The sequence below is a fragment of the Metapseudomonas boanensis genome (assembly GCF_042232855.1).
GTDB classification, from domain to species: Bacteria; Pseudomonadota; Gammaproteobacteria; order Pseudomonadales; family Pseudomonadaceae; genus Metapseudomonas; species Metapseudomonas boanensis.
Genome location: NZ_CP113889.1, coordinates 41,155 through 60,389, shown reverse-complemented (window position 1 = coordinate 60,389; position 19,235 = coordinate 41,155). Strand labels below are relative to the sequence as shown.

General features: G+C 62.1%; 18 protein-coding genes. 12 read left to right on the top strand and 6 right to left on the bottom strand.

What is annotated here, in order from left to right; translation table 11 throughout:
* Window positions 1-40 precede the first annotated feature (40 nt).
* Window positions 41-1,021 (bottom strand): alpha/beta hydrolase, encoded by a 981-nt coding sequence (locus OXH74_RS00260; protein WP_375739587.1) that lies wholly within the window; start codon window positions 1,019-1,021, stop codon window positions 41-43.
* Window positions 1,022-1,150: 129 nt separating this feature from the next.
* On the opposite strand from OXH74_RS00260, the gene aroC reads away from it, so the two are divergent.
* From aroC to OXH74_RS00230, 6 genes are all read left to right on the top strand, one after another.
* Window positions 1,151-2,242: a chorismate synthase gene (gene aroC, locus OXH74_RS00255; protein WP_375739586.1), complete on the top strand. Its 1,092-nt coding sequence runs from the start codon at window positions 1,151-1,153 to the stop codon at window positions 2,240-2,242.
* Between the two features lie 94 nt (window positions 2,243-2,336).
* On the top strand, window positions 2,337-3,488 hold the full coding sequence (locus OXH74_RS00250) for an MFS transporter (RefSeq protein WP_375739585.1): 1,152 nt from the start codon (window positions 2,337-2,339) through the stop codon (window positions 3,486-3,488).
* Window positions 3,485-4,099: a methylthioribulose 1-phosphate dehydratase gene (locus OXH74_RS00245; RefSeq protein ID WP_375739584.1), complete on the top strand. Its 615-nt coding sequence runs from the start codon at window positions 3,485-3,487 to the stop codon at window positions 4,097-4,099. The genes OXH74_RS00250 and OXH74_RS00245 overlap by 4 nt, the downstream gene beginning before the upstream one ends.
* An 87-nt stretch (window positions 4,100-4,186) precedes the next feature.
* On the top strand, window positions 4,187-4,732 hold the full coding sequence (locus OXH74_RS00240) for an acireductone dioxygenase (protein ID WP_375739583.1): 546 nt from the start codon (window positions 4,187-4,189) through the stop codon (window positions 4,730-4,732).
* Window positions 4,733-4,826: 94 nt separating this feature from the next.
* The gene (mtnC, locus tag OXH74_RS00235) at window positions 4,827-5,510 is read left to right on the top strand and encodes an acireductone synthase (protein WP_375739582.1); all 684 of its coding nucleotides are present in this window, start codon (window positions 4,827-4,829) and stop codon (window positions 5,508-5,510) included.
* Window positions 5,511-5,722: 212 nt separating this feature from the next.
* Window positions 5,723-6,280, top strand: coding sequence for a histidine phosphatase family protein (locus tag OXH74_RS00230; protein WP_375739581.1), 558 nt, complete (start codon window positions 5,723-5,725; stop codon window positions 6,278-6,280).
* Between the two features lie 6 nt (window positions 6,281-6,286).
* Here the strand turns inward: OXH74_RS00230 and OXH74_RS00225 are convergent, their stop codons facing one another.
* Together OXH74_RS00225 and OXH74_RS00220 are read right to left on the bottom strand one after the other, a co-directional pair.
* The gene (locus OXH74_RS00225; protein ID WP_375739580.1) at window positions 6,287-6,787 is read right to left on the bottom strand and encodes a methylated-DNA--[protein]-cysteine S-methyltransferase; all 501 of its coding nucleotides are present in this window, start codon (window positions 6,785-6,787) and stop codon (window positions 6,287-6,289) included.
* Between the two features lie 3 nt (window positions 6,788-6,790).
* A complete protein-coding gene (locus tag OXH74_RS00220) occupies window positions 6,791-7,651 on the bottom strand; it encodes a DNA-3-methyladenine glycosylase family protein (protein ID WP_375739579.1) in 861 nt (286 codons plus the stop codon).
* A gap of 226 nt (window positions 7,652-7,877) precedes the next feature.
* Between OXH74_RS00220 and speE the strand changes: the two genes are divergently transcribed.
* Window positions 7,878-8,738 (top strand): polyamine aminopropyltransferase, encoded by an 861-nt coding sequence (gene speE / locus OXH74_RS00215; protein ID WP_375739578.1) that lies wholly within the window; start codon window positions 7,878-7,880, stop codon window positions 8,736-8,738.
* Window positions 8,739-9,018: 280 nt separating this feature from the next.
* Here speE and OXH74_RS00210 read toward each other — a convergent pair whose 3' ends face one another.
* Genes OXH74_RS00210 through OXH74_RS00200 form a run of 3 tightly spaced genes read right to left on the bottom strand, consistent with a single transcriptional unit; the run spans window position 9,019 to window position 12,077 of the window.
* Window positions 9,019-10,005, bottom strand: coding sequence for an alpha-L-glutamate ligase-like protein (locus OXH74_RS00210; protein WP_375739577.1), 987 nt, complete (start codon window positions 10,003-10,005; stop codon window positions 9,019-9,021).
* A 3-nt stretch (window positions 10,006-10,008) separates the two neighbouring features.
* Window positions 10,009-11,535 (bottom strand): inactive transglutaminase family protein, encoded by a 1,527-nt coding sequence (locus OXH74_RS00205; RefSeq protein ID WP_375739576.1) that lies wholly within the window; start codon window positions 11,533-11,535, stop codon window positions 10,009-10,011.
* 5 nt (window positions 11,536-11,540) lie between these two features.
* Entirely contained in the window at window positions 11,541-12,077 is a 537-nt protein-coding gene (locus OXH74_RS00200; protein WP_375739575.1) for an ATP-dependent zinc protease, read from the bottom strand.
* A 303-nt stretch (window positions 12,078-12,380) separates the two neighbouring features.
* Here OXH74_RS00200 and OXH74_RS00195 point away from each other — a divergent pair, with 303 nt between their 5' ends.
* From OXH74_RS00195 to prpF, 5 genes are all read left to right on the top strand, one after another.
* A complete protein-coding gene (locus OXH74_RS00195; protein ID WP_215378501.1) occupies window positions 12,381-13,103 on the top strand; it encodes a GntR family transcriptional regulator in 723 nt (240 codons plus the stop codon).
* On the top strand, window positions 13,100-13,984 hold the full coding sequence (gene prpB, locus OXH74_RS00190; protein WP_215378499.1) for a methylisocitrate lyase: 885 nt from the start codon (window positions 13,100-13,102) through the stop codon (window positions 13,982-13,984). The genes OXH74_RS00195 and prpB overlap by 4 nt, the downstream gene beginning before the upstream one ends.
* A 73-nt stretch (window positions 13,985-14,057) precedes the next feature.
* Window positions 14,058-15,221, top strand: coding sequence for a 2-methylcitrate synthase (gene prpC, locus OXH74_RS00185; RefSeq protein WP_215378497.1), 1,164 nt, complete (start codon window positions 14,058-14,060; stop codon window positions 15,219-15,221).
* A 1-nt stretch (window position 15,222) separates the two neighbouring features.
* A complete protein-coding gene (gene acnD, locus OXH74_RS00180; RefSeq protein WP_375739574.1) occupies window positions 15,223-17,811 on the top strand; it encodes a Fe/S-dependent 2-methylisocitrate dehydratase AcnD in 2,589 nt (862 codons plus the stop codon).
* Between the two features lie 158 nt (window positions 17,812-17,969).
* Window positions 17,970-19,163 (top strand): 2-methylaconitate cis-trans isomerase PrpF, encoded by a 1,194-nt coding sequence (gene prpF / locus OXH74_RS00175; RefSeq protein WP_375739573.1) that lies wholly within the window; start codon window positions 17,970-17,972, stop codon window positions 19,161-19,163.
* Window positions 19,164-19,235: the final 72 nt, after the last annotated feature.

Sequence of the window (19,235 nt, the reverse complement as noted above, 5' to 3'; positions counted from 1 at the left end):
AGCGCACGATCCGTTGTCTATAGGAACTCTGGCAAGCTGGTTATCGACCGTTTCCAGCATTACTGGAGGTCGATTCCGTCTCGATGAAGCTGACGATGCTTTTTCCGAGCTGCTGCGCCAGGGGTAGGCGTGGCTCACGGTAGGACGCCAGTTGCTGGGCCATATCCATTGGAACGATGCGCAGCATGTGGTTCATGCCGTCGATGATGATCAGGCGAGCATCCGGCTTGACGGCCTTGAGGCGCTCCGCGTCGGAGACGCTGACCTGGATGTCATGGCTGCCCTGGATGATCAGGGCGGGTATCCGCAGGCGCGCAAAGGCATCAGCCGGGTCCTGACGGAACAGGGAAATCAGGTAAGGCTGTACGCTGGGGCGGAACAGTACCTCCAGTTGCGGCGGCACGTCTGCGACTGTCTGGCCATTGCGGAGGCTGGCCAACAGGCGCTCGCTCTGGGCCAGCAGTGGTGGCGGTAGCCTGATGCGCAACTGGGCGTAAAGCAATTGGTCGATGGGGCGTGCGCTGCCTGCGAGGCTGACTATCGCATCGGCACCGGCGGCGTCTGCCGCCAGGCTGGCGAGCAGGGCTCCCTCGCTGTGGCCGATGAGGATCAGGCGGGAGAAGCGTGGGTCCTGCTTCAGCTTCTGGCCCCAGGCTGCGACATCGGCGGTGTAGCGTTCGATGCTCAGGGTCCGCTCGTCCGCGCCTGCTGCCTGGCTGGCGGCAACGCCGCGCTTGTCATAGCGAACACTGGCAATGCCCTGGTTCGCGAGCAGGCGGGCCAGCTTCTTCAGGCTGTCATTGCGTCCGCCAATAGGGTTGTTGCCGTCGCGGTCAGTGGGGCCGGAACCGGCGATGAGCAGTGCGACAGGTACTGCCTTGTCGCGCTTGGGGACCAGCAGCGAGCCGTACAGCGTCCCACTGTGGGTATCCAGCTCGATGGGGCGTTGCAAAAAACTATCGGGTGCCGCCAGCGCTTGGCCGGCGAGCAGGGTCAACAGAAGCAGGAGAATGCGTAGCATGGGTTGAGATGGTGGCCGGAGTGTTCGTTGGACTCGATTGCCGGGCCAAGGTTCGAGGGTGAACTGGCCGAACGCCGCAGGTATACTGCTCGGCCTTCGATCGAGGCCCATTTCTGCGGAGCACTGTGCATGTCCGGCAACACCTACGGCAAGCTATTTACCGTCACCACCGCTGGCGAAAGCCATGGTCCGGCGCTGGTCGCCATCGTTGACGGCTGTCCGCCGGGGCTCGAGCTGTCACAGGAGGATCTGCAGCGTGACCTGGATCGGCGCAAGCCAGGCACCAGTCGCCACACCACCCAGCGCCAGGAAGCCGATGAAGTGGAGATCCTTTCTGGGGTGTTCGAGGGACGTACCACCGGTTGCTCCATCGGCCTGCTGATCCGCAATACCGACCAGAAGTCCAAGGACTACTCGGCGATCAAGGATCTGTTCCGCCCGGCCCACGCTGACTACACCTACCACCACAAGTACGGTATCCGCGACTACCGTGGCGGCGGTCGCTCATCGGCGCGGGAGACCGCGATGCGCGTGGCAGCCGGTGCCATTGCCAAGAAGTTCCTGGCGACCCAGGGCATCCAGGTGCGTGGCTACATGAGCCAGCTCGGCCCGGTCGAAATCCCTTTCAAAACTTGGGACTCCGTGGAGCAGAATCCGTTCTTCTGCCCCGATCCGGACAAAGTGCCGGAGTTGGAGGCCTACATGGACCAGCTGCGCCGCGACCAGGATTCGGTAGGTGCGAAGATCACGGTGGTCGCCGACGGCGTACCCCCGGGCCTGGGCGAGCCGATCTTCGATCGTCTGGATGCTGAGCTGGCCCATGCGCTGATGAGTATCAACGCGGTCAAGGGCGTCGAGATCGGCGCCGGTTTCGCCAGTATTGCGCAGCGCGGCACCGAGCATCGCGATGAGCTGACCCCGGAAGGCTTCTTGTCGAACAATGCCGGCGGCATCCTCGGCGGCATCTCGTCCGGCCAGCCGATCATCGCCAACCTTGCGTTGAAGCCGACTTCCAGCATCACTACACCCGGCCGCTCCATCGATGTTCATGGCAATCCGGTGGAGGTGGTCACCAAGGGCCGCCACGATCCCTGTGTGGGCATCCGTGCGACGCCGATCGCTGAAGCCATGATGGCCATCGTTCTGATGGACCACCTGCTACGTCACCGCGCGCAGAACGCAGGGGTCAGCGTCACCACGCCGGTGCTGGGCCAGCTGTGAGAACCATGGGGTGGGGCGGGCGGCGCTCCGCTGAGTCCAGCGATACCCGACAATCCGCCTCCAGGGTACTGCTGCGCTCGTCCCAGGGCACCGCATGACCGCTGCGTTACCCTATTGGCGGCTGTCCGGTTTTTACCTGTTCTACTTCTCCCTGTTGGGCGCCACAGCGCCCTTTCTTGGTTTGTACTTTGCACACCTGGGGTTTTCCAGTGCGCGAATCGGCGAGTTGCTGGCCATCCCCATGCTCATGCGCTGCGTGGCGCCGAACATTTGGTGTTGGCTCGGGGATCGAAGCGGCCGGCGCCTGCAGATCGTCCGGTTGGGGGCTGTCTGCACATTGGCGACCTTTGCCCTGATCTTCGTTGACCAGAGCTATGCCTGGCTGGCATTGATCATGGCCTTGCATGCGTTTTTCTGGCACGCGGTGCTGCCGCAGTTCGAGGTGATCACCCTGGCGCACCTGGGTGACCAGGCAGCGCGCTATAGCCAGATTCGTCTCTGGGGCTCGATTGGCTTCATCCTCGCCGTGATCGGGCTGGGCCAGTTGTTCGAGCGTTACAGCCTGGACCTGTATCCCTGGGCGCCGGTGCTGATAATGGGCGGCATCGTCATGGCCAGCCTGTGGGTACCAAACGCTTTGCCTTTGGCCCGCGACGACATGAGCAGTGATGAAGGATTCTTTCGCCAGTTGCTCAACCCGGCCATGCTGGCGTTCTACCTCTGTGTTGGGCTGATGCAGCTTTCCCACGGCCCCTACTACAGCTTCCAGACCATCTATCTAGAGTCCCTCGGTTATTCCCGTGGCTTGATTGGCCAACTCTGGGCGTTGGGGGTGGTGGCCGAGGTCCTGCTGTTTCTGGTGATGTCGAGGATACTCAGCCGCTACTCTGTGCGCCGGGTGCTGATGGCCAGCTTCCTCATCGCGGCGCTGCGGTGGCTGCTGTTGGGCGGTTTCGCCGATCACCTTTTGGTGCTGCTGTTCGCCCAGTTGCTGCATGCCGCTACCTTCGGCAGCTTTCATGCGGCGGCCATCCATTTCGTGCAGCGTCGCTTCGGGCCCGGCCAGCAAGGCCAGGGGCAGGCGCTCTATGCAGCGATGGCCGGCACTGGTGGGGCGCTCGGGGCTTTGTACTCGGGCTACAGCTGGAGCTCGCTCGGGCCGTTCTGCACCTTTGCCATCGCCAGTCTAGCGGCGCTGGCTGCAACCGTTATCATTGCCACCCATTTGCAAGAGGAGCGGGCATGAATCGCCAACAACTCGCCCAGGAAATCATCGATGCCGGCCGCTTCCTTTATGGGCGCGGGTGGTCGCCGGCCACTAGCAGCAACTACTCGGTGCGCCTGTCTGAAAGCCAGGCGCTGCTAACCGTATCCGGCAAGCACAAGGGGCAGCTTGGTCTCGATGACGTGCTGGCCACGGACTTCGATGGCAAGAGCCTGGAGCCGGGCAAGAAGCCGTCTGCGGAAACCCTGCTGCATACGCAGCTGTACCGCTGGAAACCGGAGATCGGTTCGGTGCTGCATACCCACTCGGTAAACGCCACCGTGCTGTCGCGCCTGACCCTGGCCGATTCGCTGGTGTTTGCCGATTACGAGTTGCAGAAGGCTTTCAGTGGCATTTCGACCCACGAGTCTCAAGTGCTGGTGCCGATTTTCGATAACGACCAGGACATTGCGCGCCTGGCCAGCAAAGTACAGCCCTGGCTCGATCAGCACCCCGATTGCGTCGGGTATCTGATCCGCGGGCACGGCCTCTATACTTGGGGGCCGCGCATGAGCGACGCCCTGCGCCAGGTCGAAGCCTTCGAGTTCCTGTTCGAGTGCGAGCTGAAGACCCTCTCGATCACCAACCGCTGATGCTTCCTTTGCACAAGGATGCCTGACCGATTGATGGCGTGCCGACCCGCCCGAGAGCTGGGAGGCCGCCTGCAAGGAGTTCCTAAGATGAGCAGCCTGACCGTTTACCACGAATCCAGTCCGGACCAGCCAAACAAGGTCTTGACCCACCTGGAGGACATCGCCTCCACCCTTGCCACGGTGGGAGTGCGTTTCGAGCGTTGGGAGGCCTCCGCGCGTATTGCGCCGGGCGCTAGCCAGGACGAGGTGATCACTGCCTACCGCCCGCAGATCGACCGGCTGATGCAGGAGCAAGGTTACGTCACCGTGGACGTGGTCAGCCTCACCAGCGACCATCCGCAGAAAGCCGAGCTGCGGGCCAAGTTCCTCGACGAGCACCGCCATGGCGAAGACGAAGTGCGCTTCTTCGTAGCGGGCCGCGGCCTGTTCACCCTGCACATCAATGATTATGTCTACGCCGTACTGTGCGAGAAGAATGACCTGATTTCCGTGCCCGCCGGTACACGCCATTGGTTCGACATGGGCGAGCACCCGCACTTCGTGGCCATTCGGTTGTTCAACAATCCCGAGGGCTGGGTGGCGCAGTTCACCGGCGACGACATCGCCGGCCGCTTTCCACAACTAGAAGACTGAGCCACGAGCCACGGTAGGTTGGGCTGCAGCGGTTTCCCGCCCAGACCCGCCTGTCTGCGGCGCTTGGCAATTACCGATTTACCTGGAGTTCCCCATGCCAATCAAGGCCGTCCTCACTGATATCGAAGGCACCACCAGCGCGGTGAGCTTTGTCTTCGACGTACTCTTTCCCTTCGCCGCTCGTCATTTGCCCGCGTTCGTCGTGGAGCATGCTGCTGTTCCTGAAGTCGCGGTGCAGATCGAGGCGGTCCGGGTCGAAAGCGGGGAGACCGATGCAAGCATCCAGCGAGTCGTGGAGATTCTTCTCGGCTGGATCGCCGAGGATCGCAAGGCGACGCCGTTAAAGGCGCTGCAGGGAATGGTCTGGGAACAGGGCTACAAGGCTGGCCAGCTAAAGGGACATGTCTACCCCGATGCTGTCGAGGCGCTGCGTCGCTGGAAACAGGAAGGCTATGAGCTGTATGTCTATTCCTCGGGCTCGATCCAAGCGCAGAAGCTGATCTTCGGTTGCTCGGAAACGGGTGATATGACGCCGCTGTTTTCCGGTTATTTCGACACCACATCGGGACCAAAGCGCGAGGCGGCTTCCTACGAGCGCATCGCTAAGGTAATTGCAATGCCGGCTGACGCGATCCTGTTCCTCTCCGATGTCGTGGAGGAACTGGATGCGGCCCAGGCAGCGGGCATGCAGACCATCGGACTGGCGCGTGATGGCGGCGAGTTGCCCGGTCATGAAACGGTGGCGAGCTTCGCGGTCATCGATCTGTCGCGCCTGTAAATTAGCGGTCTGCGCGAAAGGCACCGGGCACACGCGTCTTTCGTGGGCGACCTTATCTGATGGGTCGCCAGGAAGGCTCGCCTGGCGCGATCTATCCTGTTGGTACAGCGTCTTCCTTGGGAGCGTTACGCCATGGGGTTTCGCCCTTGTGTCGTTGCAGTTCGGCGTAGTCGGGCGTTTTACAGGCAGCATTTCGAGCATGTGGTCACAGCATGCTCCGCGTAATCGCGCTCCTGCTGTTGGGGTTGCTCGTTTTGCCTGTCCAGGCTGACCAGAGAGCAGCGTGGGCGGCATTGCGCGAAGGCCAGGCACTGCTGTTGATGCGTCATACCACGGCCCCTGGAACAGGTGACCCGGAGGGTTTTCGACTAGGGGACTGCAGCACCCAGCGCAATCTCAATGACCGTGGGCGCCGTGAGGCGCGTAGGTGGGGGCAGTTACTGCGCAAGCGCAAGGTCGAGCAGCCTCGTCTCTATGCCAGCAGTTGGTGTCGCGCCCAGGACACCGCTCTGGAGATGGGATTCGGCGCGGTTGAGACCCTTCCGGCGCTGGATTCCTTCTTCAGCGACCCCTCCAGTCAGGCCGCCCAGACCGCCGAGATGCGCAAGGCGATCCAGCAGTTACCGGCCGACCGGCCAGTGATCATGGTCAGCCATCAGGTGAACATCCAGGCCCTCACGGGCGTTTCACCGCGAAACGGGGAAGGGGTGATCATCGCCTTGCCGCTGTCGGAACCGGCCAAGGTGCTGGCACGTATTCGCCAGCCGTGAATGCCATCAGACCAGCATCAGTTGGTCCTGCTCGGGCAGCAGGTTCACCCCTTCGAGTTTCAGCAGCAGTGCCTTGCGCTCCAGGCCACCGGCGTAGCCGGTCAGGCTGCCGTCACGGCCGATCACCCGATGGCAGGGAATGATGATGGCTATAGGATTGGCGCCGTTGGCGGTGCCGACGGCCCGCACGGACTTGGGATTGCCAATGCGTTGGGCCAATTCGCCGTAGCTGGTGGTGGTGCCATAAGGGATCGACTGCAAGGCTTGCCAGACCCGTTGCTGGAAGCTGGTGCCGCGAGGTGCCAGGCGAAGATCGAAGCGGCGTAGTCGGCCACTGAAGTAGTGGTCGAGTTGGCGACAGACTTCGTCGAATTCATTCGTCCCTGCGTGCCAGTCGGCATCCAGTTGCCAGGGTTGAGCGGCGTCCATGTGCAGCAGGCGAAGGCCGACGTCGTCCCCGGCCAGCAGCAGCGGGCCCAGGGGGCTGTCGTAATAGCGGTAGAGCATGGTTCAGTCCTCGTCGGCGTAACTTTGCCAGAGATAGACGGCAGCATAGGCGCGCCAGGGACGCCAGAGTTCCGCGCGCTTCTGCAGCTCACGTGCACTGATTCCCTCGGCGCCCCACAAGGGAGACTTCAGGAGGCCCAAGTCAGCGGTTGGGAAGGCGTCGGGCTCCCCAAAGGCACGCAAGGCAATATACTCGGCGGTCCAGCGGCCGATGCCGGGTAATGCGCAGAGCCTGTCGATCAGTGTTTCGATACCGTCAGCGGTAGTCAGTTCAAGCGTGCCGTCAGCTACGGCGCTGGCCAGCCGGCGCAAGGTGTCGACACGTTTGCCAGGCATGCCGATACCGGGCAGAGGATCGTCAGCAATGGCCTGTGGGGTTGGGAAAAGCCTGAGTGGACCGTCCACAGGAGCGTCGCTCAGCGACTCGCCAAGGCGCTCCACCAGACGTCCGGCAATGGTCACGGCGGCCTTCACGGTCACCTGTTGACCAATGATGGTGCGAACGGCTTGCTCGAAGGGGTCGAATGCGACCGGCAGTCGCAGTCCGGGATAACGTTGCAGCAGAGTGTGCAGGAGTGGGTCCTGCGCCAGATGGTGGGCGATGGCGGCTGGGTCGCTGTCCAGGTCGAACATGCGCCGCACTCGCGCTGCGAGTCGTGATTCCAGGTCTTTGGCAGAGGGGCTGACATCCAGGGTAAGGGAGCTGGATGCGGCCGTCAGCCGAAACCAGCCGGTGCATCCATCCAGGCGAAAGCTGCGGCTGTAGCTGTCTGCCGTCAGGCGCTCGACGCCCGCTAGTCGGCGCAGGGCAAAATGACGTTGGAACTGCTGCCAGCTCCAGGGCTCGAAATAGTCAAGGTGCATCGGCTCGATCCAGTCGGTCAGCGGTCGCGAAAGAGGTGTCTCCGCTTGGTTGTGGTTCGACGATAGCTGTAGGTGTCTGAACTGTCTCTGCAAAACTGACTTTCAAATTCTACCCGGCGTGCGGTTCGACCTGACATCGAAGCCATCGTAGAATGCGCGCCTTTCATGGGGGCGGGCGCCTCACCAAGGCGCCGTCCGTCAATGCAGCTACCAGGAGAGATGACCCATGAGCGATTATCAGGAAACCCTCTATGACGGTTACGGCCAGCGTTTTCGCATGGATCGCCTGCTGCATGAGGTACGCACCGAGCATCAACATCTGGTGATCTTCGAGAACGCGCGCATGGGCCGCGTCATGGCGCTGGATGGCGTGATCCAGACCACCGAGGCCGACGAGTTCATTTACCACGAGATGCTCACCCATGTGCCGATCCTGGCCCATGGCGCAGCGCGCCGCGTGCTGATCATCGGTGGCGGTGACGGGGGCATGCTGCGCGAAGTGAGCAAGCACCGTGATGTCGAGAGCATCACCATGGTCGAGATCGACGGCACTGTGGTCGATATGTGCAAGGAGTTCCTACCCAACCACTCCAAGGGTGCATATGACGATCCGCGCCTGAACCTGGTGATCGATGACGGCATGCGCTTCGTCGCCACGACCGAGGAGAAGTTCGACGTCATCATTTCCGACTCCACGGATCCGATCGGTCCGGGCGAAGTGCTGTTCTCCGAGAACTTCTACCAGGCCTGCTGCCGTTGCCTGAATGATGGCGGCATCCTGGTCACGCAAAACGGCACGCCGTTCATGCAGCTTGCCGAAGTACAGACTACCGCCGGTCGGATGAACGACTTATTCGCGGATTGGCACTTCTATCAGGCGGCTGTGCCGACATACATCGGCGGTGCCATGACTTTTGCCTGGGGCGCTACCGACCCGGAACTACGCAAGCTGCCGCTGGAAACCTTGCGTCAGCGTTTTGCTGGTAGCGGTATCGTGACCCGTTACTACAACCCGGAAATCCACCTCGGTGCCTTCGCCCTCCCGCAGTATGTGCTGCAGGCCGTGGGCAAGCCGAGTAACGATTGAGGGGTGTGATGCATTAAGAAGGGGCCGAAAGGCCCTTTTTTATTGGTTTGGGGAGTGCGTGGGCTGCCGGGGAGGAGTGTGGTTTATGGGGTGTAGGGTGGATGTTGCTTTTCACATCCACCCGTGTAGCCAGGCGTGGCGCCGATGGTGGCTCGGTGAGGGGTGATCCCCCGACGAAACCGGGAGGCGGATGGCTTAAGGAAAGGGGTTCCGCAGGCTAGTAGTCTGCCCGGCAAAGAAAAGCCCGGCACTTGGCCGGGTATTTTCAAGGAGCAGGCGATCAGATCTCAGCCGGGTGAACGTGGCCGAACAGTCCCTGGGAAACCCGGACACGCTCTTCCGGGGTCTCCTGGACACCCTTGGCCTTCAGCTCTTCGATGCGAGCCTCGATGGCGTGGGCGCGATGGGTCAGGCCGCAGTCGTTGGCTATCTGGATATTCAGGCCGGGACGGGCGTTGAGCTCAAGGATCAGCGGGCCCTTTTCCTGGTCCAGCACCATATCGACACCAATGTATCCAAGACCGCACAGCTCGTAGCAGCCGGCCGCGAGCTTCATGAAGCCATCCCAGTTCGGCAATTGCACGCCATCCACCGCGTTTGTGGTGTCCGGGTGCTTGGCGATCTTGTTGTTCAGCCAGGTGCCACGCAGAGTGACGCCGGTTGCCAGGTCGACACCGACGCCGATGGCGCCCTGGTGCAGGTTGGCCTTGCCGTTGGACTGGCGGGTCGGCAGGCGCAGCATGGCCATGACCGGGTAGCCCATCAGCACAATGATGCGGATGTCCGGTACTCCCTCGTAGCTGATGCTCTTGAAGATCTGGTCAGGGGTTACGCGGTACTCGATCAGTGCACGGTCGCGGTGCCCGCCGAGCGAGTAGAGCCCGGTCAGGATGCTGGAGATCTGGTGCTCGATCTCCTCGTGGCTGATGATCTTCCCGGATACGGTCTTGTAGCGGCCTTCGAAACGGTCGGCGATCACGAGAATGCCGTCCCCGCCGGCGCCTTGCGCCGGCTTGATCACGAAGTCGTTACGCTCGCCGATGATCTCGTCGAGCTTGTCGATTTCCTTCTCGGTGGAAATGATCCCGTACATTTCGGGTACGTGGATCCCCGCCTCGATGGCGCGCTGCTTGGTGATGATCTTGTCGTCGACGATCGGGTACAGGTGCCGTTTGTTGTACTTCAGCACGTAGTCCGCGTTGCGTCGGTTGATGCCCATGATGCCGCGGGCACTCAGGGCTTTCCATGTCTTGATCAGGCCGAACATGGCTCAGTCCTTCAGGAAGGCTTTGAAACGGAAGAGTTCGGTCAGGCGGTAGCCGCGGTAGCGACCCATCGCCAGCATGAAGCCCACCAGGATCATCAGCACGGCCGGGAAGGTGAAGATGAAGTAGATCAGCTCCGGAATGCTCATCAGCACGTGCGCCAGGGACGCCGCGATGATGGTGCCCACACCGACCTTGAAGGCATGGCCGCCGCCGCGTTCCTCCCAGGTGATGGACAGGCGCTCGATGGTCATGGTCAGGATCACCATCGGGAACAGGGCAACGGACAGGCCGCGTTCCAGGCCGAGTTTGTGGCTGAACAGGCTGATGACCGCGATCAGCACCACCACGAAGGTCAACACCACCGATAGGCGTGGCAGCATCTGCAGCTTCAGGTGCTCCAGGTAGGATCGCAGCGACAGGCCGAGCGCGGTGATGATGGTGAACAGCACGATACCGAAGCCGAGCTGGGTCTCGCGGAAGGCAAGGGCGATAAGGACCGGCGTGAAGGTGCCGAGGGTCTGGATGCCAATCAGGTTGCGCAGGATCAGGATCACCAGCACGCCGATCGGGATCATGATCATGATCTGGTAGGTCTGCTGGGTCTGCAGCGGCAGGCCGTAGAGCGAGTACTCGAGGAAGTCGGCGTCAGTGTTCTCGTCGGTCAGCTTGGCCAGGCGGATGGCGTTCATCTCGCTGTTGTTCATGCTGAAGGTCACCTGGGCCTTCTTGCCGCCGTCCACGTTGACCAGGTTGTCGTCACCGGTCCACCAGATCAAGCGGTCTGTGGGCAAGCCCTGCTCACCCGTCTCGGGGTTGAAGTACAGCCAGTTTTCGCCGTTGAAGCTGCGCAGCCAGAGTTCTGGGCTCTGCGCTTGCTCGCTGATCAGGCGGATGGTGTGCACGCGCTCCATGGGGACGTGGGCAATGGACAGCAGCAGCTCGATGACCTGGGCCTTCCTGGAGGTCGAGGGATCGCCGGCCAGGAGGAGCTTGACGTTGTCATCGTTGATGTTGTTGACGCGCTTGATGGTCTCGGTGATGAAGGTCTCGACATCCGCCGAGTGCTGACGGATGGGGGCGAGCAGGGCTTCGGCCGCGATTTTCTCGGCGCCTTCCACGGGGATGCTGTCGCGGAAGATCGGCCCCTTGTCCTTGGGCTTCTCGCCGCTGTAGCGCTTGGTCAGCACCAGGCGGTAGTAGAGCGTCTGGTTGCCGCTGGCGCGACGCGCGGACCAGGTCACCTTGCGGTTGCCGTCCACGCGATTAATGCTCACCCCGTAATTGTTGGAGATGAAGCTCTCATTGAGGCTGACGTAGTCCCGGTTCAAGGGCGGCACGAACATTTGCACCTTGATCGGGTCGCGCGGGTTGGCCTGGAACTCGACCTTGGCATCGATGTTCCACAGGTCGTCGGTCGCATCCTCGGTAATCGGAATGCCCTGGATGAATATCTGGTAGGCCGTTATCAGAATGCCCAGGCTCACCAGGAGGGTGATCAGGACTTTCAGATGCAGGGTAAGAGAGCGCATGTGGGTTACTCGTCAGAGTTTGCGTCAGTGGCACAGCCGGGCTTGCCGGCAGCGTATTTAAGGCTCGGGTCGACCAGTGCGTCGAAGCGCTTGAGCGCTTCGGAACCGATCAGAAGCGGGTATTGGAAAGCACTGCGGTCAGTGAGGTTCACTTCAATTTGCCGCAGGGCATCGCCCATGCACACCTCAAGCTCGATCACGGGGCGTGCAGTGTAGGTCTTGCCTTCTTCGGGGTTGAAGTCGCCGGCGCGTCGCTTGATCTTGCTGATGCGCGCCAAGGGGCGTTCGATCGGGTGTTCGTGGGCATCGTCGATGGCCAGGTAGAAGCGTACCCAGGGTTCGCCGTCGCGCTTGAATCGCTTGATGTCGCGGGCGCTGAGGGAGGCGGTCTTGGCACCTGTGTCCAGCTTGGCGGCTACTATCAGATCGAGGTCTTTCAGCCTGGCGTATTCGTTCAGACCGTAAACGGTCTTTTCGGTGGCTAAGCCGAGGCCGGGGAGGCCAATCAGACAGGCAAAGAGGGCGAAGGGCTTGAGTGTCATAAGTCCTTTGAGCGTAACGCGGTCATCGGTCCAGGAGCCCGGCCCACGGCCTTCGTGGCTGCGGCGCCTGGTCTGGGAGTCTAGCAGGCAAGTCAATGGCGCCCAGACTGGCGCTGGCGGCGCGCATTCTAACACGGGGATTTTCCGCTGCGACAGACGCTTTTGGCTCGGCTGCCGGGCGTGTGTGGCGCTTCAAGCATTTTGTTAGGCGGGCAGATTGTTGACAATCTGCCCGGCGGCGTTTGACAAGCTTGGGGTTGTAGCGCTAGTTTTGCGCAACTGACAAACAATGTGTCGACAATCATGCTTGAAGTATCTGAAGGCCCTATAGCGGAATCTCTGGATTCGGAAACCCTCGCCGAGCACGTCTTCCGACGCATCCAGGCAGCCATCGTTCGAGGTGAGATCGCCCCGGGCAGCAAGATCTCCGAACCGGAGTTGGCGCGTACCTACGGCATCAGTCGGGGCCCGCTGCGCGAGGCGATCCATCGATTGGAAGGACAGAAGCTGCTGGTTCGGGTGCCTCATGTCGGTGCTCGGGTGGTTTCCCTGAGTCATGCCGAGCTGATCGAGCTCTACGAAATTCGGGAATCCCTGGAGGGCATGGCCTGCCGCTTGGCCGCCGAGCGCATGACTCAATCCGAGATCGATGAGCTGCGCCGCGTACTGGATACCCACGAGCGCGACGAGGCCTTCCAGGCGGGTCGTGGTTACTACCAGCAGGAAGGCGATTTCGACTTCCACTACCGGATTATCCAGGGCAGCGGCAACCGCACCCTGACCCAGATGCTCTGTGGCGAGCTTTATCAACTTGTTCGCATGTATCGCATCCAGTTCTCTGGCGTACCGAACCGGCCGCGCCAGGCCTTCAATGAACACCACCGGATTCTCGATGCCATCGCCGACCGAGACGGCGAACTGGCCGAGTTGCTGATGCGCCGTCACATCGGCGCCTCCAAGCGCAATATCGAGCGCCACTACCAGGAAGCGCTCGCCAACCCGTCCAAAACACGAGGTGAGTCATGAGTCAGAAAACCGCCGGCCAGCGCTTCCGCGACGCCATCGCCGAGGAACGTCCGCTGCAGGTCATCGGCGCAATCAACGCCAACCATGCGCTGCTGGCCAAGCGTGCCGGCTTCAAGGCCATCTACCTGTCCGGTGGCGGTGTCGCCGCTGGCTCGCTGGGTCTGCCGGACTTGGGAATCAACACCCTGGACGACGTGCTCACCGACGTGCGTCGCATCACCGACGTCTGCGACCTGCCGCTGCTGGTGGACATCGACACCGGCTTCGGCCCCAGCGCCTTCAACATCGAACGCACAGTGAAGAGCCTGATCAAGGCTGGTGCTGCTGCCGCCCACATCGAGGACCAGGTCGGCGCCAAGCGCTGCGGCCATCGTCCTGGCAAGGAAATCGTCTCCGTCGAGGAGATGGTCGATCGCGTCAAGGCCGCTGCCGATGCCAAGACCGACCCGAACTTCTTCCTGATCGCGCGTACCGACGCCATCCAGGCCGAAGGTGTCGATGCCGCCATCGAACGTTGCCTGCAATACGTGGAGGCTGGTGCCGACGCTATCTTTGCTGAAGCCGCCTACGATCTGCCGACCTACAAGCGCTTCGTCGATGCGCTGGGCGTGCCGGTCCTGGCCAACATCACCGAGTTCGGCGCGACCCCGCTGTTCTCGCGCGACGAGCTGGCCTCGGTCGGCGTGGCCATCCAACTCTACCCGCTGTCGGCCTTCCGCGCCGCCAACAAGGCGGCCGAGGCTGTCTACACAGCCATTCGCCGCGACGGTCACCAAAAAGAAGTCATCGACCTGATGCAGACTCGTGCCGAACTGTACGACCGCATCGGCTACCACGCTTTCGAGCAGAAACTCGACGCCCTGTTCGCCGCCAAGAAATGACCGGTCCGCCGGTGGCTCCGGCTGCCGGTGGAAAGCAAGAGAAACAACCGGAAAAGATGAGGAGATCCAAGCGATGAGCGCTACCGCCGAAACCACCACCACAGCCTTCAAGCCGAAGAAATCGGTGGCTCTGAGTGGCACTGCCGCTGGCAATACCGCCCTGTGCACCGTTGGCCGCACTGGCAATGACCTGCACTACCGCGGCTATGACATTCTCGACTTCGCCACCACCTGCGAGTTCGAGGAAATCGCCCACTTGCTGGTCCACGGCAAGCTGCCCAACGTTGCCGAGCTGGCTGGTTACAAGGCCAAGCTCAAGGCCCTGCGTGGCCTCCCGGCCGGCGTCAAGGCTGCTCTCGAGCAGCTGCCGCCTTCCGCTCACCCGATGGACGTGATGCGTACTGCCGTCTCCGTGCTGGGTTGCCTGTCGCCGGAGAAGGACGACCACAATCACCCGGGCGCTCGCGACATCGCCGATAAGCTGATGGCCTCCCTGGGTTCCGTGCTGCTGTACTGGTATCACTACAGCCACAACGGCAAACGCATCGAAGTGGAAACCGACGACGACTCCATCGGCGGCCACTTCCTGCATCTGCTGCACGGCGAGAAGCCACGTGACTCGTGGGTGCGCGCCATGCACACCTCGCTGATCCTCTATGCCGAGCACGAATTCAACGCGTCCACCTTTACTTCGCGGGTGATCGCGGGTACCGGCTCCGACATGTTCTCGTGCATTGCCGGCGCCATCGGCGCGCTGCGTGGGCCCAAGCACGGCGGCGCCAACGAAGTGGCCTTCGAGATCCAGAAGCGCTACGACAATCCGGACGAAGCCGAGGCTGACATCCGTGCCCGCGTAGAGAAGAAGGAAGTAGTCATCGGTTTCGGCCATCCGGTCTACACCGTCTCCGATCCGCGCAACAAGGTGATCAAGGAAGTGGCTCGCGAGCTTTCCGCCGAGCAGGGCAATACCAAGATGTTCGACATCGCCGAGCGCCTGGAAAGCGTGATGTGGGAGATCAAGAAGATGTTCCCCAACCTGGATTGGTTCAGCGCAGTCAGCTACCACATGATGGGCGTGCCTACTGCCATGTTCACCCCGCTGTTCGTGATCGCCCGCACCTCCGGCTGGTCGTCCCATGTCATCGAGCAGCGCATCGATGGCAAGATCATCCGCCCGAGCGCCAACTACGTCGGTCCCGAGGACCTGAAGTTCGTGCCGCTCAAGGATCGCAAATAAGATGAACACACAATTCCGCAAGAATCTGCCGGGTGCTGCGCTGGATTACTTCGACGCACGCGCTGCGGTCGAGGCAATCAAGCCTGGTGCCTATGACACGTTGCCCTACACCTCGCGTGTGCTGGCGGAAAACCTGGTGCGCCGTTGCGACCCTGCCACGCTGAACGATTCCCTGAATCAACTCATCGAGCGCAGGCGTGACCTGGACTTCCCGTGGTTCCCGGCCCGCGTGGTGTGTCATGACATCCTTGGTCAGACGGCGCTGGTGGACCTTGCCGGCCTGCGCGATGCCATTGCCGACCAGGGCGGAGACCCTGCTCAGGTCAACCCGGTGGTACCGGTGCAGCTGATCGTCGACCACTCGCTGGCGGTAGAGTGCGGCGGCTTCGACCCGCAGGCGTTCGAGAAGAACCGTGCTATCGAGGATCGCCGCAACGAAGATCGCTTCCACTTCATCAACTGGACCAAGAAGGCGTTCAAGAACGTCGATGTGATCCCGCCGGGCAACGGCATCATGCACCAGATCAACCTGGAGAAGATGTCGCCGGTCATCCAGGTGCGCGAGGGCGTAGCCTTTCCGGACACCTGCGTGGGTACTGACAGCCACACTCCGCATGTTGACGCGCTGGGTGTGATCGCAATCGGCGTCGGCGGCCTGGAAGCCGAGAACGTGATGCTGGGCCGCGCTTCCTGGATGCGCCTGCCTGACATCATCGGCGTAGAGCTGTCCGGCAAGCCGCAGCCGGGCATCACCGCTACCGACGTCGTGCTTGCGCTGACTGAGTTCCTGCGCAAGGCCAAAGTGGTGGGTGCCTACCTGGAGTTCTACGGCGAGGGCGCTTCCGCGCTGACCCTGGGCGACCGCGCGACCATCTCCAACATGGCGCCGGAGTACGGCGCCACTGCCGCGATGTTCTCCATCGACCAGCAGACCATTGACTACCTGAAGCTCACCGGTCGTGATGATGAGCAGGTCAAGCTGGTGGAAACCTATGCGAAGGCGGCCGGCCTCTGGTCCGACAGCCTGGTCAATGCCGAGTACGAGCGTGTGCTCAAGTTCGACCTGTCCACCGTTGTACGCAACATGGCCGGCCCGTCCAACCCGCATGCCCGCCTCGCAACCGCCGATCTCGCCGCGAAAGGCATTGCTGGCGAGTGGGAAGAAGTTCCTGGTCAGATGCCCGATGGCGCGGTGATCATTGCCGCCATCACCAGCTGCACCAACACCAGCAACCCGCGCAACGTGATCGCTGCCGGCCTGCTGGCACGTAACGCCAACAAGCTTGGGCTGACCCGCAAGCCCTGGGTGAAGTCCTCCCTGGCACCGGGTTCCAAGACCGTGAAGCTGTACCTGGAAGAGGGGGGGCTGCTGCCGGAACTGGAGAAGCTCGGCTTCGGCGTGGTCGCCTTTGCCTGCACCACCTGCAACGGCATGTCTGGTGCGCTGGATCCGAAAATCCAGCAGGAGATCATCGATCGCGACCTCTACGCGACCGCCGTACTCTCCGGTAACCGCAACTTCGACGGCCGTATCCATCCCTATGCCAAGCAGGCTTTCCTCGCCTCGCCGCCGCTGGTGGTGGCCTACGCGATTGCCGGTACCGTTCGCTTCGACATCGAGAAGGATGTGCTGGGCGTAGTGGATGGCAAGGAAATCCGCCTGAAGGACATCTGGCCAAGTGACGAAGAGATCGATGCCGTGGTCAAGGCTTCGGTGAAGCCGGAGCAGTTCCGCCAGGTCTACATCCCGATGTTCGCGATTCAGGAAGACAACGGTCCCAAAGTCGAGCCGCTGTACGACTGGCGCCCGATGAGCACCTATATTCGCCGCCCGCCCTATTGGGAGGGTGCACTGGCGGGTGAGCGCACGCTCAAGGGCATGCGTCCGCTAGCGGTGCTGCCGGATAACATCACCACCGACCACCTGTCGCCGTCGAACGCCATCATGGCCAACAGTGCAGCGGGTGAGTACCTGGCGAAAATGGGTCTGCCAGAAGAGGACTTCAACTCCTACGCGACCCACCGCGGCGACCACCTGACTGCGCAGCGCGCCACCTTCGCTAACCCGCAGCTGGTCAACGAGATGGCCGTGGTCGACGGCCAGGTCAAGAAGGGCTCCCTGGCCCGCGTCGAGCCGGAAGGCAAGGTCATGCGCATGTGGGAAGCGATCGAGACCTACATGGACCGCAAGCAGCCGCTGATCATCATCGCGGGTGCCGACTACGGTCAGGGCTCCTCGCGTGACTGGGCAGCCAAGGGCGTGCGCCTGGCGGGTGTCGAGGCCATCGTTGCCGAAGGCTTCGAGCGTATCCATCGCACCAACCTGATTGGGATGGGCGTGTTGCCGCTGGAGTTCAAGTCGGGCGTGACCCGCAAGACGCTCGGTATCGACGGCACCGAAACCTTCGATGTGGTAGGCGAGCGCAAGCCGCGCGCTGACCTCACGCTCGTCATTCGTCGCAAGAACGGCGAGAGCGTCGAGGTGCCGGTGACCTGCCGACTGGATAGCGACGAGGAAGTCTCTATCTACGAGGCCGGCGGCGTGTTGCAGCGCTTTGCTCAGGACTTCCTGGAGGCGGCGGCTGTCTGAGCTGCCCAGCGCAATGAGGTCGCAGGTTGGCGTTGAGCACAGTGAGACCCAGCGAGCCCAGGCTCCATGGATATCGCTTTGCTCAATCCATCCTGCGGGTTAGACCTGGCTGAGCGGGGCTGCAATGCCCCGCCCCAGCCCAACAGGAAAGACGCTTTATGGCTCATGTACCTCAGATCAAAGTACCCGCCACCTACATCCGTGGCGGCACCAGCAAGGGCGTGTTCTTCCGCCTGCACGATCTGCCCGAGCGCGCGCAAGTGCCAGGCGCGGCGCGCGATGCCCTGTTGTTGCGGGTTATCGGCAGTCCAGACCCCTATGGCAAGCAGATCGACGGCATGGGCGGGGCGACCTCGAGCACCAGCAAGACGGTCATCCTGTCCAAGAGCTCGAAGCCGGACCATGACGTGGATTACCTCTTCGGTCAGGTGTCGATCGAGAAGGCCTTTGTCGACTGGAGCGGCAACTGCGGCAACCTGTCCGCTGCGGTAGGCTCCTTTGCCATCAGCTCCGGCCTGGTGGATGCCGCACGAATCCCGCGGAGCGGCGTCTGCACTGTGCGAATCTGGCAGGCCAATATCGGCAAGACCATCGTTGCCCACGTCCCCATCATCAACGGTGAAGTCCAGGAAACCGGCGACTTCGAGCTCGATGGTGTGACGTTCCCCGCAGCCGAGGTGCAACTGGAGTTCCTTGACCCCGCCGACGAGGGTGACGGCGAGGGCAGCGGCTCCATGTTCCCCACCGGAAACCTGGTGGATGACCTGGAAGTGCCGGGTGTCGGTACTTTCAAGGCGACCCTTATCAACGCCGGCATCCCGACGATCTTCGTCAACGCAGAAGACATCGGCTACACGGGCACCGAGCTGCAGGACGCGATCAACGGCGATACCAAGGCGCTGGCCATGTTCGAGACGATCCGCGCCTATGGGGCGGTGCGCATGGGCCTCATCGATGACGTGGATGAAGCCGCCAAGCGTCAGCACACGCCCAAGGTGGCCTTCGTCGCCAAGCCGGTCGATTACATTGCTTCCAGTGGCAAGCCGGTAGCGGCTTCTGACGTCGACCTGCTGGTGCGTGCGTTGTCCATGGGTAAATTGCATCACGCCATGATGGGCACCGCCGCTGTGGCTATTGGGACCGCTGCTGCGATTCCGGGCACGCTGGTGAATCTCGCCGCTGGTGGCAGCGCGCGTAGCGCCGTGCGCTTCGGCCATCCCTCGGGCACCCTGCGAGTGGGCGCGGAAGCGAGTCAGATCGACGGCGAATGGACAGTCACCAAGGCGATCATGAGTCGCAGCGCCCGTGTCTTGATGGAAGGGTGGGTTCGCGTGCCTGGTGATGCGTTCTAAGGTGCGCGACTGCTGGATCCGTGAACGCGGCGAGAGCATGCGCTGATGAAAAAGCCCGCCGAGGCGGGCTTT

Coding starts and splice junctions, on each gene's coding strand:
- OXH74_RS00260 (WP_375739587.1), bottom strand. CDS start 1,021: ATGCTACGCATTCTCCTGCTTCTGTTGACCCTGCTCGCCGGCCAAGCG.
- aroC (WP_375739586.1), top strand. CDS start 1,151: ATGTCCGGCAACACCTACGGCAAGCTATTTACCGTCACCACCGCTGGC.
- OXH74_RS00250 (WP_375739585.1), top strand. CDS start 2,337: ATGACCGCTGCGTTACCCTATTGGCGGCTGTCCGGTTTTTACCTGTTC.
- OXH74_RS00245 (WP_375739584.1), top strand. CDS start 3,485: ATGAATCGCCAACAACTCGCCCAGGAAATCATCGATGCCGGCCGCTTC.
- OXH74_RS00240 (WP_375739583.1), top strand. CDS start 4,187: ATGAGCAGCCTGACCGTTTACCACGAATCCAGTCCGGACCAGCCAAAC.
- mtnC (WP_375739582.1), top strand. CDS start 4,827: ATGCCAATCAAGGCCGTCCTCACTGATATCGAAGGCACCACCAGCGCG.
- OXH74_RS00230 (WP_375739581.1), top strand. CDS start 5,723: ATGCTCCGCGTAATCGCGCTCCTGCTGTTGGGGTTGCTCGTTTTGCCT.
- OXH74_RS00225 (WP_375739580.1), bottom strand. CDS start 6,787: ATGCTCTACCGCTATTACGACAGCCCCCTGGGCCCGCTGCTGCTGGCC.
- OXH74_RS00220 (WP_375739579.1), bottom strand. CDS start 7,651: ATGCACCTTGACTATTTCGAGCCCTGGAGCTGGCAGCAGTTCCAACGT.
- speE (WP_375739578.1), top strand. CDS start 7,878: ATGAGCGATTATCAGGAAACCCTCTATGACGGTTACGGCCAGCGTTTT.
- OXH74_RS00210 (WP_375739577.1), bottom strand. CDS start 10,005: ATGTTCGGCCTGATCAAGACATGGAAAGCCCTGAGTGCCCGCGGCATC.
- OXH74_RS00205 (WP_375739576.1), bottom strand. CDS start 11,535: ATGCGCTCTCTTACCCTGCATCTGAAAGTCCTGATCACCCTCCTGGTG.
- OXH74_RS00200 (WP_375739575.1), bottom strand. CDS start 12,077: ATGACACTCAAGCCCTTCGCCCTCTTTGCCTGTCTGATTGGCCTCCCC.
- OXH74_RS00195 (WP_215378501.1), top strand. CDS start 12,381: ATGCTTGAAGTATCTGAAGGCCCTATAGCGGAATCTCTGGATTCGGAA.
- prpB (WP_215378499.1), top strand. CDS start 13,100: ATGAGTCAGAAAACCGCCGGCCAGCGCTTCCGCGACGCCATCGCCGAG.
- prpC (WP_215378497.1), top strand. CDS start 14,058: ATGAGCGCTACCGCCGAAACCACCACCACAGCCTTCAAGCCGAAGAAA.
- acnD (WP_375739574.1), top strand. CDS start 15,223: ATGAACACACAATTCCGCAAGAATCTGCCGGGTGCTGCGCTGGATTAC.
- prpF (WP_375739573.1), top strand. CDS start 17,970: ATGGCTCATGTACCTCAGATCAAAGTACCCGCCACCTACATCCGTGGC.